Raw genomic sequence first — 15,159 nt, forward strand, 5'->3', positions numbered from 1 at the left:
CAGCCTGTCCGTCGTAGAGCGGCAAGGGAGCGCCGGTGGCAGCGCCCGTGGCGCGGGGGTAAGTGACCTCATTGACGAGACGCATAGCCGCGTCGTAGTGCCGGAACCCGCCTTGACCGCGGACGAGTGCTCCTCCGTCGGGAAGCGGCGTCAGGTGCCCCTCGCTGCCGCTCGCCCAGGGTGCCGTGCCTTGAGGCGTGCCGGTCTCGTCGAACAAGTGTGCTGTCGTGCCCGACACCCGGTCACTCACGACGAGGCGCCAACCAGAAGGAGTCTGCAGGCCAGATACGGCCGTCATGGGAGCCGGGAGGCTGAATTGCCAGGGGAGGGTCCAGACCACCTGCCCCGTGGATGCGCGTTTCACCAGGGTGAATTCGCGGTTGTAGGTGTACGTGGCGCCAGAGGGATCCACCGCGAGCCCCGACTCCCCTTCGACGTCCACGGTCCGCACGGGAGTCCCGTCGAGTGAGAGCACACGGATGATGCCCTGGGTGTCATCGCGGACGAAGAGTTGGCCTCCGTTCACGGCGAAGTCGGACACCGCACCGGCGACCGTGATGACGCGTGGAGTCGCCGAGGTCAGCCCTGGCTGAGCGGTTGGATCGACGACGCCGCACACCGGAACCGCAGTGGTGAAGGAGTCCGGGGACACGGTCGCTGGCCCAGTCGCGTCCGCCGTCGATGTCAACATCGACAGTGCGAACAGCGCTGCCAACAGTACGCACGACTCGCGGAACCCCACACTCATGCATCGGGCGATTGCCGCGGTCAGAAGATCCCCCAGGCCGGTGAATCCTCTCGCTGATCGCCTGGGCAGGAGAACGCAGCGGGTGCCTGCAGCAGCAACGGTGGAGGCCGTTGGACTTCCGCGAGCCGCCGGAGGACCGGAATGCGCGACCGCTGACCCGGTCAGGGGCAGATCGAGACAGGACCGGCCGCAACACGCGGTCGTTGGTCTGCCACGCTCTACCGCGCCAGCGACCCTCCGGGTTGCCGCTAGGTCCTGAGCCGATCGGCGATCGACAGGGCGCCTTCCTGCAGAGCATCGACGACGCGACCCGCTGCTCGCGTCCATGCTGCGTCACGGCGCAGCACGGGTGCGGCGAAGGGGCGCCGCACCCCGCCAGACAGTGTCGCGGTCTGACCGAACTCGGCGACAGCCATGCGGCGCCGCAGCCGTGGACTACGGGGCAGTGGAACCTGCCCGTGCCGTCCGCTGAGTACGTCCTCGTAGAGCTGAGCCTGCCGGGAGGCGACGGCGTCCCAACGGGCAGCAGAAGCCTGTTGCGCGCCCCGTGCGCGGAGCTCCGTGTACCGACACGCGTCGTCCACGGTGGCACGCACAGCGAGCGCGAGGCCGTCCACGTCTCCCTCTGGTACGAGGACCGCGGCGGGACCGCCCACCTCCGGGATCGCCCCGGACGCGTAGCCGGCTACGACCGCTCCTGAGGCCTGCGCCTCGAGGATGATGCGGCCGAACTGCTCCACCCATGTCTGGGTGCGGGTGCTGGGCACCAGCACGACGTGCAGGCCCCGGTAGAGGCGGGCGAGAGCCGCCTCCGACTGCCACGGGAGGAACTCGACCGCCTCGGCGACGCCCATGGCCCGGGCCAGTTCCCCCGCCGGACCACCCTCCGGCCCCGCGCCGATGACCAGGAGCCGAGTGGGCCTGTGGGACCGGAGCGATGCCAGGACCCGGATCGCATCCTGAATCCCCTTCTCGGGTACCCATCGCCCCACGATCCCCATACGGATCTCGTGGTCGCCCGCCGCTTGGGCACCGAGGGAGTACATCGGGTCGACGCCCAGCGGGAGCACCTCGATGCGGCCGGCAAAGCCCTTGCCGCGTGCGACAGCCGCCGCCTGCCGTGTGCAGGGATAGAGCGCCTGGACGCGGCGGTAGGTCGCGGTCTCGTACTGCGCGAACGGTGGCGGTAGACGCTTGTCCACGTTCTGTGCCGTGTACATGGTGACGGGGCAGGTCCCAGCGACCCGGAGCCATTGGCGTGCCGCAAGGCTGAACGGTTCCTCGTGGACGTCGAGCACATCGGGCGAGCGAGCGGACAGGAGGTCCACCAGTGCCGTGGGATCGCGGTAGACGTGACGGTTGACGTCACCGGCTCGGCGGGTCTCCAGTTCAATGACCTCAAAGGGTTCGTCCGACAGGCTCAGCTCCGCCCCGCTCTCAGGCCAGGACCGCGGGACGACGAGCGTGACCTCGATTCCCAGTGCCGTCAGTGCCCGCTCGCGGGCGCGGTGTGCCGGATCCCGTCCGGCGTGGTAGACCCGAACGACCCGCACAAGCCCTCCTTGACCTGGGAGTTCGGAACTATAGTTCTGCTCGCGTGGCGCTGCCGCACAGCGACCTGCGCGGGGGCGGAGGCAGGAGGCTGCTAGTGCGCGAGCGGGCGGAGCCCGGGTCACCCCGCGTGGCCCTCATCAGCCTGGAGGACTGGGACGCGATCTGGCGGCGCAACCAGCACTTGACCGCTCATCTCGTCGGCTCGGGTCTCGTTGACTCGATCGACTTCCTCGAGCCGCCGCTGCTGCGACGTCGCCGGCTTCGGCCGCGGACACCGCTCCCTGGAGTCCGAGCTGTCCCCTTGACCCTGCGTCTGCCGAAGCGGGCGGGAGGGCTCGTGGAGCTCGGGACGAGGCTGCGGCTCGGCGCGCTGAGAAGGGCGGACGTCCTCTGGGTCAACGACCCCGCGCTCGGCGTCCACTGTCTCCGCCGCGGGCAGCCAGTGGTCTATGACGTGACCGACGACTGGCGTTCGTACGACTTCCCGCCCCGCATCGTCCAACGCATCATCAAGGCGGAGGACCTACTCGCCCGGAGGGCGCGCACAGTCGTCTGCAGCGAGGAACTGCGCGACAGGTGGCAGGAGCGTTACTCCGTCGAGGCAGCAGTGGTGCACAACGGGGTCGACGGGGCGGCCTGGCGTGCAGCGGTCCCGCACCGCTACGACGGTCCTGGCCCGCACGTCGGGTACGTCGGGACGCTCCAGCCAGAACGCCTGGACGTCGACCTCGTCCTCCACGTGGCCGATGACGAGGCGATCGGCACGCTGCATCTCATTGGTCCGGACGCGCTGGACGACGCAAGCCGAGGCAGGCTGCGGGCCCATCCAAGGGTGGTCCTGCACGGCCCGGTTCCTTCGGCCGACGTGCCGTCGAGGACTAAAGGTCTGGACGTCGTCCTCAGCCCGCATGTGGTCACGTCCTTCACCTTGAGTCTCGACGCCATTAAGTCCTACGAGTACCTCGCCAGCGGAAGGCCCGTGGTGGCCACTCCGACGAGCGGCTTCCACCTGATGGGCGGTCGTCCCGGCATCTACGTCACGTCGCCGGCATGCTTCACGTCCGCCGTGCGCACGGCGTTGGCCGGACCACGGCCGGCGCCTGTGGCGGACGAGCTCGACTGGAGTGCTCGGGCGCGGCAGTTCGCCGCAGAACTCTTGGCCAGTCTCCCTGAGCGCCGGCCGCGATGAGGGTCTGGTTGGCGCCGAGTGCCTTCGCCCCCCATAGGGGAGGAGTCGAGGAGGTGGCGCTGCGTCTCGCCCAGCATCTGCAGGCGGCCGGCGACGAGGTCCTCGTCGTCACCAACCGCTGGCCGCTCGATCTGCCAGAACAGGATGTGGTGGAAGGCGTCGATGTCATGCGGCTGCCGTTCGCCTTGCCTGCGGCCCGTCCCTCCGCCGTCCTCCGCTTTTTCCGCGAGCGCCGTCGTCATGTCCAGTTGCTGGAAGAACTGAAGCAACCCGACGTCGTCCATGTGCACTGCGCGTCGAGCCAATTGCCCACCCTCGGTGCCTACACGCGACGTCGCGGTGTGCGCTTGGTGCTGTCGACGCACGGGGAAACGGCGATGGACGCCCAGGGGCTCTTCCAGCACAGCGCCTTTATGCGCTGGTCACTCAGACATGAGGCCACCCATGCATCCGCTCTGACCGCGTGTTCCGCGTGGGCAGTGAGGGCGACGGCATCCGTAGCGCCAGTGTTCGCGAGAGCCGAGGTTGTCCTCAACGGCGTAGACATGGGCGCGTGGCCGCAGATGCCGGTACCTGAGGAACCAGTACTAGCCGCCTGGGGTCGACACGTCCCGCAGAAGGGATTCGACCTCTTGTTGCGAGCACTGCCGCTCGTCAGGCAGGTGGAGCCTCGAGTGCGCTTGCTCCTCGGCGGGGCCGGCGAGGAAGCCGAGCACTTGAGGTCCATCGGTGTAGAGGGTGTTGACTTCGTTGGACCACTCGATCGGCCGGCGCTGGTTGCCATGTTGAGACAGAGTCGCGTTGTGGTGGTTCCCAGCAGGGTAGAGCCGTTCGGGCTCGTGGCCGTCGAGGCGTTGGCTGCGGGGCGAGGGCTCGTGTATGCGCGAGGAACCGGACTCACAGAAGCGTCCGGCGGGCTCGGGCGCGCGGTGGACGTCCGCAACCCTACGGCGCTCGCCGAAGCCTTGGTGGCGGAGCTTCGAGATCCGACGCCGGCGGCAGCGGGCCGAGCATGGGCAGCGAGCCTCGACTGGAGTCGGGTCGCTGAGCGCTACCGCTCGTTCTACCTAGAGGCAAACTTCAGCCGCTGACACTGTGGCTTCACTGAGTCAGGCGGACGTCTCCTCAGCTTCACAAGCGCGCGGGGCAAGGGCTTCTTGGTGACCGAGACCGCCCCGCGCCCGCTTGAGTGCGACGGAGGCACCACCCCGAACGGTCCGTGGACACCGCCCATCTATCCGACCCCGCCCACGGCGTCTGCGGTGCCAGAGCCGACCACCCCACCCATGCGGTGACCGCCCCATCCGCCTGCTCGAGGAGCGCCCCGTCGACCCGCCGCGAACCCGTCGAGGTCAAGGAGGACGGCCGCTGATGGCCCGGCTTCCAGTCGCGGTAGCTGCTCGGCAACGACGACCGCGGATGGGTCGCGCAGGTGGAGTACGTGATGCAACACGACTACGGCGCCGGCAAGCACCTGGCGTGCGTGCGCCCGGAACGGGTCCGGGTCGCCGGTTGACCCGTCGCACACCGGCGACACGCTGTACTAATGCTTGTGACGCAATAGCCGCCCAATCCGCCTACCTGCCCACAACATCCTATCTTGAGCGGTAGCAGCGGCCTCTTAACCGGGATGGCTGGCGGACGACAGTCGTGGCAGTCTGCCAGGGTGACACTTTGGGGGCGTATCCAAGGTATTCTCGGCCGCTTCGGCTACCAGTTGCAGAAGATCCCACTCGAGGGCTCCCTCGACCGTGACCTCCAGCGGGTGATCGCTGATCGAGGCATCGACACCGTCCTCGACATGGGCGCACACGTCGGCTCCTACGCCAGCCGACTGAGGCAACACGGGTATGCGGGGCGGATTGTCAGCTTTGAACCGTCGGAGCGGCCGTTCCGAGCGCTGGCCAGTAAGACGGCCGGCAATAGGTCTGCCCGGCAGATCGCCCTTGGCGACACATCAGGTGTCGCCGAGTTGTTCGTGTACGCCGAGCACGAGGAGTTCACCAGCCTGCGGAAGCCGTCTGACTATGGTCGCGAGCACTTCGGCCTAACCGTGCAGGACGTCAAGCGAGTGCCCGTGCGCCGCCTTGATGACGTCGCAGCTGAACTCGAACTCAACCCGACAACGACTTTGGTGAAGATCGACACCCAAGGGCACGATCCTGCTGTCATCGCAGGCTCACCCAACTTCCTAACCCGTGCTGCGGCCCTGCAAGTCGAAGTCCCCATGTTCGGCTTGTACGAGGGGGCGCCCAGCGGACCTGCGTTCGTGCAGAGCATCCTCGACACGGGTTTTGATTTGGTTGGCCTCTATCCCGTGCACGAGCATCCCCGGCCACTCATCCCGGTCGAGTTCGACGGCCTGTTTGCCCGAGGGGCGGCGGCAGGCTAGAGCGTGCACAACGTGATTGGCGCGTGCCTTGAGGAATTGACGGAGAGGACGTCTGGCTAGGAACTGCGGCAGTGGTGCTGCCGGCACCTCGCGAGTCCGCGGTTAGCCCTCGCTCCCGCGATCGACGTGGCGGCCGCTGCCCCCTCCCTCATCTGCCCTTCAGCTCCGCGGTGCGGTACAGCTAGGCCGCCGGGCCGTGGCCGCCAGTAGCAGGCGTTGGCAGGGGCGCTCGACGGCCACGTGCAGCAGGCAGGCGAGCGCCGTGGCAATTACGAGGCCGAGCGCGGCTACGGCGGCCGGGGTGGCGATGTGCTCGTTCAGCCGCTCGAGGACGAACGCGTGGACGAGGTAGAAGGCGTAGGAGACGTCCCCGGCGAAAACGAGCCAGCGGTGCGTCAACCAACCGCGGCGGCCGGCGCGGTCCGCTTGGGCGGCCCAGGCAATGACGAGTGCGAACGCTGGCGCCAGCAGCGTCTCCGGCAACGGGCTGGGCACTTGTAACGCCCGGCACGCCAGCGCGCCGATGAGGAGGGGCCCGAGTGCTACGGGGAGCGGGATCCGCGGCACCCGGCCGGTGCGGAGCGCGCCTGCTAGCAGAACTCCGATGGCGAACTCGCTGCCGCGCAGGAGCGGGTTCACCAGCGCGGCAACTGGGTGTCCAGTGCGGTTCAGCACCTCGCTGAGCACGATGGCGGCGAGCCACCAGCCGGCCACGGCCGCTGGCGCCCAGCGGCGCGCGGCAAGGCGTCGTAGCCCGGGAAAGGCGGCGTAGAAGGCGGCCTCGCAGGAGAGCGACCAAGCGGGGCCGTTGACGCTGAAGGCCAGCGGTATGGAGTCCGTCCAGGCCTGCACGAGGACAATCGCCAGCAGCAGGGCCGCCAAATTTGGGTGGCCGGTGACGCCGAGGTAGGCGGCGGCCGCCAGCAAGGTGAGTAGGTAGACGGGATAGATGCGAGCGAACCGGCGCCAGTAGAAGGTGCGTGCGGCGGTGCCCTCCCTGGCCGTCCAAGCAAGCACAAAACCGGACAGCACGAAGAAGAAGCCGACGCCGATGTAGCTCTGAGAGAAGATCTTGGCGGCCGGCGCCCAGCCGACGTCCCGGCCGACGTGAAACAGGAAGACCGCTAGGGCCGCGAACGCACGCAGGCTGGTCAACCGGGGCAGCCGACTGTGCTCAAAGGCTGGCTCAGTCACCCGAGGGATCCTGCCTCAGCGCTTCTCGCATCGGCATGTCGAACCGTCTTCGCTTCCCCAAGTTGGTGCCAATGAGTCGCCTGCGGACTTAACAGTAGGTGTCGGTCCGGACGCCTACCGTCCGCCCCGTGTCCGCAGACTCTCGCCCCCTTGACTCGGCGCGCGCCGTCAAGGTGCAGTTAGCCGACGGCCGGAAGTGGCCCGCTTACGACCTCGTGCATGGTTAGCCGATGACTTGACCGTGCTGTGTGCAGGACGGGCAGGGTCAAGATGTGTCGAGCACTCTTCCCCGTGCCGCCGCGGTCGCCGATCGCCGGGTGACCGGACTGTCTCGAGAGGTCCTGGCCGAGCTGGTCGCCGAGCGGGGACCGCGCTGGCAGGCGCGCCGGGTCGCGCGGCTGGCCGATCGGCCGCGTCGGCGGGCGATCGGAGCCGGCGCCCGATACCGGCTGGTGTTCGTCGACCGGCTGCTGGCCACCCTGGTCCACCTGCGCCACGGGGTCACCCACGACGTACTGGCCTGCTGGTTCGGGGTGTCCCGTTCGACGATCACTCGGGCCATTGCGGAAGTGCGCCCGCTGTTGGCCGAGCGCGGCTGCACCGTGGGGGGCGGGCTCCGGCTGCGCACCCTGGCCGACGTGGTCGCCCACGTGGGCGCCAGCAGACAGCTCGGCCTGCTCGATGCGACCGAGGTGCGGGTCCGTCGCCCGGCGGCCGGCCGGGCCGGCGGCAGCGGTTGGTCTCGGGCAAGACCCGGGCCAACACCGTAAGGCGCTGGTGATCACCGATGCGGAGGGGCAGCGGTTGTTCTGCGGGCACATCCGGCCGGGCGCCATTCACGATCTGACTCAGGTGCGCCAGGCCGGCCTGGCGGAACAACCAGATCCCGGTCTTCCCCGCCGTCGCCGCGGTGCACGAGGCCGAACGTAGAGCCCATTCCTCGAAGCGGATCTGCGTCGAGCACGGCATCAGCCACCTGAAGAACTGGCGAGCCTTGACTCGCCACCTCGGCCGCCGAGACCACCTCGAGACGATGCTGCCTGCGGTCGCCGGACTGGTCTCCAGCCAGGAACGAGCCCCCCGATCCGAACCGCTCCACCGCTCACCAAGGCCTTACCGGCTGGCACCGCCGCGTGATCGAACTTGCCCCGAGCAGGTCATCGACCGCCCGCCGCTAACCATGCACGAGGCCGTAAGGCCATGACGCAGGAGAGCGTGGCGGATGCGGCGTTCCTGATCGCTTTGGACTCGGTGCGCGCGGTCATCCACCGTCGTGTGCTGATGGGAGTGGCTTCATAGGCCGTGCAGGCACACCGGCGACCAACACGTTCGGGGGCACGTCACGTGTGACGACCGCGCCAGCAGCCACCACCGCTCCCGCCCCCACTGTCACTCCGGGGAGAATCAGGGCTCGTGTGCCGATCCAGGCGCCATCGTGGATCGAGACGGGTAGCAACGTTCTGGGCCCCCCGCGTCGTCGGGGGTCGCTGTAGTCGTGTACCGACGTGAGGATGGAGACGCCGCTTCCTAACGCGACATCTGCGCCAATGGCTACAGGGGCCGATGCGTCGATGAAGCAATCCCGATTGATGAACGACCGTGCACCAATCGTCACTCCAGCCTCTTCCGTGAAGCGGGCCCCAGCGAAGATGATGGCTGTCGAGTCCACGTGGACCCCCAAAGAGCGCACAAGCCTGGGGCGGAACCGGTTGGGTGTCAATTCGTGTGCAGCAATCCAGGCCGCCAGTCGCCCCTTGGTCCCCATCACGCAGCCAACATACTGAAGGTTGGCGGTCAACAGGTCATCGCGGTCGCGCCAGAGAGCAGTGCAGTCGTCGATGGCGGTGGTCGCGTGCTGTCATGCCGTTCCACGGCAGCGGGGACGAGGTCGCTTCGACGCGACCTCGTTCTCGCTGCGCCGGGGCATTCGCATTCGCCGGAGTCCGTCTCAGAAAGTGCCCTGGTGTCGCCGCGGCGTCGGGCACTGGGGTGAAAACCCGACGCCTAGTTGAGGTGGTGAGGGAGGATCGATCTCCTGCGATGGCTGCAGGATGGTGTCAGAGATGGCGTAGAGATCGCGACGTTCGAAATCTCCTGCTCGCCGTGCCTGCCCTTGCTTTGTTGCCTACCTCTCGCGCTGTGGGGAGAGCCCCGAGTAGAGGTCACTCACCACGTTGACATGGTAGTCCAAGTTGAACGCTTCGCGCTGACGCCTGCGTAGTCGCGTCCCCTCGGCCTGCCGCTCGGCCTCCGACATGTCGACGATCTTCCTAAGTTGAGTTGCCGCGGCTGCCACGTCTCCCGAGAGAAAGGTCCAGCCCTCCTCGCCAACAAGTTCGTAGTGGGCGCCACCGTCGCTAGCCAGCACGGGGGTCCCATGCGCCATCGCCTCGGCCACGCTGAGTCCGAACGGCTCCGCCGTCGCTGGTGCAAACAGGAGCGAGGCGCGACGGAGGAGGGTGGCGGTGTCCGCGACGTGGCCGAGGAATCGCACGCTGTCCTGGATCTCGAGGCGAGCCGCCAGTTCCTCGAGTTGTGAACGCTCCGAGCCAGAGCCCGCCACGTGGAGTTCCCACCCGTCCTGGGCAACCCCGCTGGCGGCCCAGGCTTCCAGTGCCACCTCCGTCGCCTTCTCCCGCTCCAGCCTGTTGAGGCACAGAACGACCCGGTCGCGAGGCTCCTCACCGGCGGGCTGCGACCGGACGCCATTGGGGATGACCGTCGCCGGCTCGTGGATGGCGTCAGCGACGAAGGAGCTGATGGCGATCTGGCGGCGGATCCTCGTCCGGACCAGCCGACCAAGGGCCCGCACCGGCAGGGAGGAACCTCGGGGGCCGGCGAAGTGTCGGGTGGAGACGATCGCTGCGCGATGCCAGGGAGACGCCAGGACGGCAGCGAACTCAGCGGCCGTCATGTGCGCGTGGAGGATGTCCTGGCGCCCCAATCGCATCAGCTCTCGGGCCGCGCTCAGCACCGTGGCCGCGGGGCGGTAGCGGGCCGCTCCCAGTTCGGCCGGCATGCGCTCCGGGTCTCCGCCGATGACGGTCACCACCGCACCTCGTGCAGCCTGCTCCCGGGCCACCTCACACACATAGCGTTCGACCCCGGCGAAGGCGTCGGTCACGACGACGTGGGTGATGCGCCGTCCCGCTGGGGCCGTCCGAGAGGGCAGCGCCGCGACCTGGCGCGGTCCTCGGAGGTACAGGGAGGCCCGCGCCCGCGCTGCTACTCCACGGTCGCCGCGCAGGACGAGGCCCCGGATGGCTGCCCCGAGTACAGCAGCGGCCCGGTACGACGCCCAGCCCGACGGGCCGAACCACTTGCGGATGTACGTCTCCGTGCCGGCGTGGAAGAGCACCTCGCGACGGCTGAGGTCGGTACTGGTCCCCGCACCCTCGTGGAGTGCCGTCACCCCGGGGAGTTCGGCCGTCCGCCAGCCGGCCTCCACGGCCCGCCGTTGCCAGTCGGTCTCCTCGGCGTACAGGAAGAACCGCTCGTCGAACCGGCCGACCTGGTCGAGCGCTTCCCGGCGGAGCAGCAGCACCGCGCCGACGCAGAACTCTGGAGGGGGAGGCGCCAACCGCGTCAGGCCTAGAGCCTCTCGCCACATGCGTCCCGGTGTGGGGAACGGCCAGCGAACCTGCTGAAGCTCCTTGTTCGCAGGATCGGCGAGCGCCGGCGAGAGCGCTGCGATCTGCTCGGCTCCCGGTGCGTGGAGAGCGGTGTGCAGGGCGTGCAGGCCGTCGACATCGAGGATCGCGTCGGGATTGAGCAGCAGGACGTCGGTGCCCGGTTCCAGATGCGCGATCCCGAGGTTCACCCCGCCGGCGAAGCCGAGGTTGCCGCCGGCGTCGACGTACTCGGCTGCGTTGCGGTGGGCGACGGCCTCGACGTCGGGGTCAGCGGAGTTGTCCACCACGACCACCGGTGCAGCGCGCTCCAGTGCGCGTAGACACGCGTCGAGCTTCTCGGCTCCGTGATATGCGACGACGACGACGGCGAGATCACCCACGACTCACGTCCAAACGGCGGTTGACGGCCATACCGAGCAGCAACCAAGGCAGTACCGGTGTCCCGCGGACCCAGTACACGTCCACGAACCCGTGCACGATGACCGCGGCCTGCACGGCCAGGGCCACGGCGACGTATGGGTTAACCCGTCGGCGCCGGTAGGCAACGAGCGCCGTTCCCACGACGAGCAGTCCGAAGGCGATCAGTCCCGGGTATCCCACGTCGCCTGCGGTGCGGATCGCCAGGTTGTGGGGGTCGATGGTGTAGGAGTCCTGCCCCGGGATCCCGGTCCGGTAGTTGCCCGGCCCGACGCCGAACACGGGGTTGGCGTCCACCAGTTGCCAGCCCTGGTCGGCGTAGGTCTCCCGGAGCGCCACCGAGTACTGCGCCGCGGTGAGATCGCCCATGGACGTGCCGGCAGCCCCGGTGCTGAAGTCGGTGGTCCGGGACAGGACCTCGTCCGGCAGCAGTCGGTAGCCGACGACGACGAGGACGACGAGGGGGACGACCGCCGCCAACGTCCGGCGCCAGCTGCCCAGCCCGCGCAGGAGCAGGACGACGACGATGCCCACCCCGGCGCCCAGGAGCGCTCCCCGGCTCTGGGTGAACACAAGACCGGCGCCCAGGGGGACGAGCAGCGCCACTCGCCAGGTCCAGGTAGGGGCGAGTGCCAGGGCCAGGACCATCGCGTTGGCGATCATCTGCCCGTCGGGGTTCTTGTTGCCGGTCAGCGGCGGTGCGTCCCCGCCGGTCAGGATCCACGCCAACGCGAGGACCACGGATCCGAGGATGAAGACGGCGACGACAGCGCGAGCGGTCCTGGGCTGCAGGACCACGGTGCCGAGGACGAGGGGGACGAGGAAGAGCTGGTACGTCTGGACGCTGTTCAGGGCCACGGTGACCGATCCGTGCACCAGCATGACTGCGACGAGCCAGACGGCGAAGGCGGCTCCGCACAGGAGCAGCGCACGTGTGTCCCGACCCCGGTCGCGCCACGACGGCTCCAGCAGGAGGCAGACCAGCGCTCCGACGAAGGCCAGGGCGAACAGGGCGTCGGACGCCGTGACCTGCGTTCCGCCGGCGGTCGCCCCGATGCCCAGGAACGGAAGCAGTGCAGCCCCCAGCACGACCGGCACCTGTGGTCGCAGGACCAGGACCAGAAGCAGGGGAGCCGCCGCCATCAGGTACGCGTAGCGGGCGTGCTCCTGGCTCCAGAAGCCCACGAGGAAGGTCAGGGCCAGGAGGGTGACCAGGCCGAGGGCGCGCGACGCCTGCCGCCCGCGGACCGCCGTCGGCAGTACAACCATGGTCAGCCCACTCCGGGGGCGGAGCCCTGCACGCTCTCTTCCCGTCGGGCGGGCTCCATCGTGTCCGGAGGGGCACTGGACCTGCGGTGACTCCGGGGGAGCCGCCGGGGTCCGAGGCGCTCAGGGCTCTCCTCGCCGCCGTTCACAACGAGCCCCACGAGCGGGGCCTGCACCGTGCGCACGGCGTCCCGCGCTCGGCGCAGCCGGTCCTTGGTGGCGACGCCGACGCGGGCGACCAGCAGGACGCCGGCCGAGTGGGCCGCCAGGAACAGGGCGTCCGCCACCGGCAGCACCGGTGGGGTGTCCAGGACCAGGACGTCACAGTCGGCCAGCAGCGCCTGCAGGACCTCCGGGGTTCGCGGCCCGGTCAGCATCTCGAGCTGGTGCGCGTCGGGCGGACCGGCGGGGAGGACCCGCAGGGGCGTCCCCGAGACGTCTCGGAGGGCAGCGGCCACCGTGGACTGCCCCGCGAGCACCTCCGCGAGACCCGGCCCCGCGGGGAGGCCGAAGAGCTCGTGCAGGTGCGGGGCCCGGAGGTTGGCGTCGACGAGCACGACCCGCCGACCGCTGCCGGCCAGAGCGAGGGCGACGTTGGCCGCCAGGGTGGTCACCCCCTCCCCGGACGAGGCGCTCGTCACCACCAGGGACCGGGGTGGGCCGTCGGTGCGGGCGAACGCCAGGCTCGCCTGGACCGCGCGGTAGGCCTCGGCCCGTGGGCTGTTCGGAGCGGCCCGGATGGGCAGCGGCTGCTTGGGCTCCCGCTGGGGGACCACCCCGAGCACCGGGAGGTTCAGCGCCCGCGCCATGTCCTCGGGGTCGTGGATCTCCCGGTCGGTGGCCTCGCGGAGGACCACCAGGCCGACGCCCAGCACCAGCCCGAGCAGCAGGCCCATCGCCAGGTAGAGGCCGCGGTCCGGGCTCGTCGGAGCGCCCGGCAAGGGTGCCGGCGTGAGCGTCGTCAGCTGCTGCGCGCTGCCGGCGACGCCGGGGTCGATGCCCTCTAGAGCGTCGGGAAGTGCTGCCGGGTAGGCGTTGGCCACGGCCTGCGCCCAGGCGGCCTCGCTGTCGGTCACGGTGATGGAGAGGAAGGGGGAGGCGCCGTCCGCCGAGGCGGTGACGTCGATGGGGGTCCTCGCGGGCAGCCCCGCGGCGTCGGCGGCCTCGGCGACGACTTCCTCGACCACCGGTGCGGTGCCGGCGAACCGGGACAGGTCGAGCGCCCGCTGTGCCGCGGCCTGGCTCTGCGACGTCCCGCCGGCGTCCGTGTCGGGAGCAGGACCGGTCGTCGCGACGAGGACAATGGTTGTCTGGTAGGTGGGCGTCTGCAGCCAGGCGGCCGCGGCCGCACCAAGCACGGAGGCCAGGACGATGAGCGCCAGGAGCTGCCACCGCCGCCTCAGCACGCGGACGAAGTGAGTTAGGTCCAACAGGCGCCCCGTTCCGTTGTTGGTCTTCCCGTGATTCTGCCGCTCGGCCGCTGAGGCGCCATTCCACGGCGTCCTCAACCCCACGCCGACCCAGGGGAGTCCTGGAGGTACCGGCCGTGACGGACGCCTGGAGTGGCCCGGCGAGCGGACATCCGACGCTCTCGCCAGGGTCGCACGCCCGGGCTGACGCGCCGAGGGCTCCGCGACCATGCGGCCGGTGAGCTACCCGAAGTGGGGAGGGCGGATCCCCTCGAAACTCGGGTGCGCGCCGGCCGCCCGCGTTACCGTGGGAGAGGTGATCCGGCGGGGCGCGGCTCTCGTGCTGGTCGCCTTCGCGACCGCGTTCGTCGGGTCCCTCGTCTTCCTCGACTACCCGGAGGAGGGGGCCATCGTCGCCTCCTTCTCCCAGTCCCACGGCCTCCACGCGGGGGACCTGCTCCTGCTCGGCGGTTGGGTGCTGGTGATGGCCCTAGCGGTCGTGCTGTACCGCGGGTCGGGCCGGCACCGGGACTGACCGGTCCTGCAAGGCTGCGTGACGATACCGATCTGCAGCCTTCCACTGAGAGATGTCCGGCTGGGCACGCCTCTCCGCCGCTGCGGATCCCATTACCTGGTAGCCGCTGACAGCCACGTTGCCCGGCATCGGATACGCCAGGCGGTACGCGGGTGTTAGCTGCGGACCTCATTCAACCCCGCTGAATAGCGACTGAGCCGCGGCCGACCCTATCCGCGGCGGCTCTACCTCGATCGCTATGAAACGTCGGTCGGCTCGTCAGTGATGACTGACGCTGTCCGCAACCGCACCCGGCCGACGGCTGCGGTGCGAGCGAGTGACGGTCTCCACCCACCGCCACGCCGCAAAGAGCATCACCAGTGTGGCGGGCAGAGCGAGAGCGGTGACGACGAGCGCTGCCGGACGTCCCGAGAGACCCCAGCGGACGCTGGCCCAGATCGCGATGAGCACCAGCGGGATGTGCAGCGCGTACAAGCTGTAGGAGCGCTCACCGAGCCATCGCAGCCATGGCCAGTTGAGCGGATTGCGTCCTGAGGCCGGCACGTCCGCCATGGCGAGCATCAGCGCGACGAAGGCGACCAGCCAGGCGGCATCGTGCGCGTACTCGGACGAGAGCGCCGGCAGTTGGCACATCGCGAGGAGTAGGGCCAGCACGCCGACGGGGGCGCCCAACCACCAGGGAAGGCGCCATCCGCGAGCCAGGACCTCCGCGACGAGGGCGCCGGCGACGAACCACCTGGCCAACCCGAACACGGGGAACCCCAGGTTCAGCAGGCTGATGCCCTTCACGACCGCTACGACCACGACCAGCGACCGCGAAGGG

At 69.5% G+C, this 15,159-nt stretch carries 12 protein-coding genes; 5 read left to right on the forward strand and 7 right to left on the reverse strand.

Annotated elements, in window-relative coordinates; translation table 11 throughout:
• Positions 1-996: 996 nt before the first annotated feature.
• On the reverse strand, positions 997-2,301 hold the full coding sequence (locus ACI8AR_RS05510) for a glycosyltransferase family 4 protein (RefSeq protein WP_457050085.1): 1,305 nt from the start codon (positions 2,299-2,301) through the stop codon (positions 997-999).
• 128 nt (positions 2,302-2,429) lie between these two features.
• Here ACI8AR_RS05510 and ACI8AR_RS05515 point away from each other — a divergent pair, with 128 nt between their 5' ends.
• The 3 genes from ACI8AR_RS05515 to ACI8AR_RS05525 all read left to right on the forward strand — a co-directional run bounded on the left by ACI8AR_RS05515 (position 2,430) and on the right by ACI8AR_RS05525 (position 5,883).
• Positions 2,430-3,491 carry a glycosyltransferase gene (locus tag ACI8AR_RS05515; RefSeq protein ID WP_457050086.1) on the forward strand — a complete coding sequence of 354 codons (1,062 nt, stop codon included), beginning with the start codon at positions 2,430-2,432 and terminating at the stop codon, positions 3,489-3,491.
• A complete protein-coding gene (locus tag ACI8AR_RS05520) occupies positions 3,488-4,582 on the forward strand; it encodes a glycosyltransferase family 4 protein (RefSeq protein WP_457050087.1) in 1,095 nt (364 codons plus the stop codon). Before ACI8AR_RS05515 ends, ACI8AR_RS05520 begins: the two co-directional genes overlap by 4 nt.
• Before the next feature lie 575 nt (positions 4,583-5,157).
• Entirely contained in the window at positions 5,158-5,883 is a 726-nt protein-coding gene (locus tag ACI8AR_RS05525; RefSeq protein ID WP_457050088.1) for an FkbM family methyltransferase, read from the forward strand.
• Positions 5,884-6,042: 159 nt separating this feature from the next.
• Here ACI8AR_RS05525 and ACI8AR_RS05530 read toward each other — a convergent pair whose 3' ends face one another.
• Positions 6,043-7,077, reverse strand: coding sequence for an acyltransferase family protein (locus ACI8AR_RS05530; protein ID WP_457050089.1), 1,035 nt, complete (start codon positions 7,075-7,077; stop codon positions 6,043-6,045).
• 248 nt (positions 7,078-7,325) lie between these two features.
• Between ACI8AR_RS05530 and ACI8AR_RS05535 the strand changes: the two genes are divergently transcribed.
• Complete coding sequence (locus ACI8AR_RS05535) at positions 7,326-7,847, forward strand: helix-turn-helix domain-containing protein (protein ID WP_457050090.1); 522 nt, start codon at positions 7,326-7,328, stop codon at positions 7,845-7,847.
• 491 nt (positions 7,848-8,338) lie between these two features.
• On the opposite strand, the gene ACI8AR_RS05540 is transcribed toward ACI8AR_RS05535, so the two are convergent.
• The 4 genes from ACI8AR_RS05540 to ACI8AR_RS05555 form a co-directional block, all read right to left on the reverse strand.
• Positions 8,339-8,842: an acyltransferase gene (locus ACI8AR_RS05540; RefSeq protein ID WP_457050187.1), complete on the reverse strand. Its 504-nt coding sequence runs from the start codon at positions 8,840-8,842 to the stop codon at positions 8,339-8,341.
• Positions 8,843-9,202: 360 nt separating this feature from the next.
• Complete coding sequence (locus ACI8AR_RS05545; protein ID WP_457050091.1) at positions 9,203-11,089, reverse strand: glycosyltransferase; 1,887 nt, start codon at positions 11,087-11,089, stop codon at positions 9,203-9,205.
• Positions 11,082-12,395: an O-antigen ligase family protein gene (locus ACI8AR_RS05550; RefSeq protein WP_457050092.1), complete on the reverse strand. Its 1,314-nt coding sequence runs from the start codon at positions 12,393-12,395 to the stop codon at positions 11,082-11,084. The genes ACI8AR_RS05545 and ACI8AR_RS05550 overlap by 8 nt, the downstream gene beginning before the upstream one ends.
• 2 nt (positions 12,396-12,397) lie before the next feature.
• Positions 12,398-14,032 (reverse strand): P-loop NTPase, encoded by a 1,635-nt coding sequence (locus tag ACI8AR_RS05555; protein ID WP_457050093.1) that lies wholly within the window; start codon positions 14,030-14,032, stop codon positions 12,398-12,400.
• Between the two features lie 85 nt (positions 14,033-14,117).
• Here ACI8AR_RS05555 and ACI8AR_RS05560 point away from each other — a divergent pair, with 85 nt between their 5' ends.
• The gene (locus ACI8AR_RS05560) at positions 14,118-14,336 is read left to right on the forward strand and encodes a hypothetical protein (RefSeq protein ID WP_457050094.1); all 219 of its coding nucleotides are present in this window, start codon (positions 14,118-14,120) and stop codon (positions 14,334-14,336) included.
• 258 nt (positions 14,337-14,594) lie between these two features.
• Here ACI8AR_RS05560 and ACI8AR_RS05565 read toward each other — a convergent pair whose 3' ends face one another.
• The gene (locus ACI8AR_RS05565) at positions 14,595-15,125 is read right to left on the reverse strand and encodes an acyltransferase family protein (protein ID WP_457050190.1); all 531 of its coding nucleotides are present in this window, start codon (positions 15,123-15,125) and stop codon (positions 14,595-14,597) included.
• Positions 15,126-15,159: the final 34 nt, after the last annotated feature.

The organism is Geodermatophilus sp. SYSU D01036, from assembly GCF_054050435.1.

Coding starts and splice junctions, on each gene's coding strand:
- ACI8AR_RS05520 (WP_457050087.1), top strand. CDS start 3,488: ATGAGGGTCTGGTTGGCGCCGAGTGCCTTCGCCCCCCATAGGGGAGGA.
- ACI8AR_RS05555 (WP_457050093.1), bottom strand. CDS start 14,032: ATGGTCGCGGAGCCCTCGGCGCGTCAGCCCGGGCGTGCGACCCTGGCG.
- ACI8AR_RS05550 (WP_457050092.1), bottom strand. CDS start 12,395: ATGGTTGTACTGCCGACGGCGGTCCGCGGGCGGCAGGCGTCGCGCGCC.
- ACI8AR_RS05540 (WP_457050187.1), bottom strand. CDS start 8,842: ATGGGGACCAAGGGGCGACTGGCGGCCTGGATTGCTGCACACGAATTG.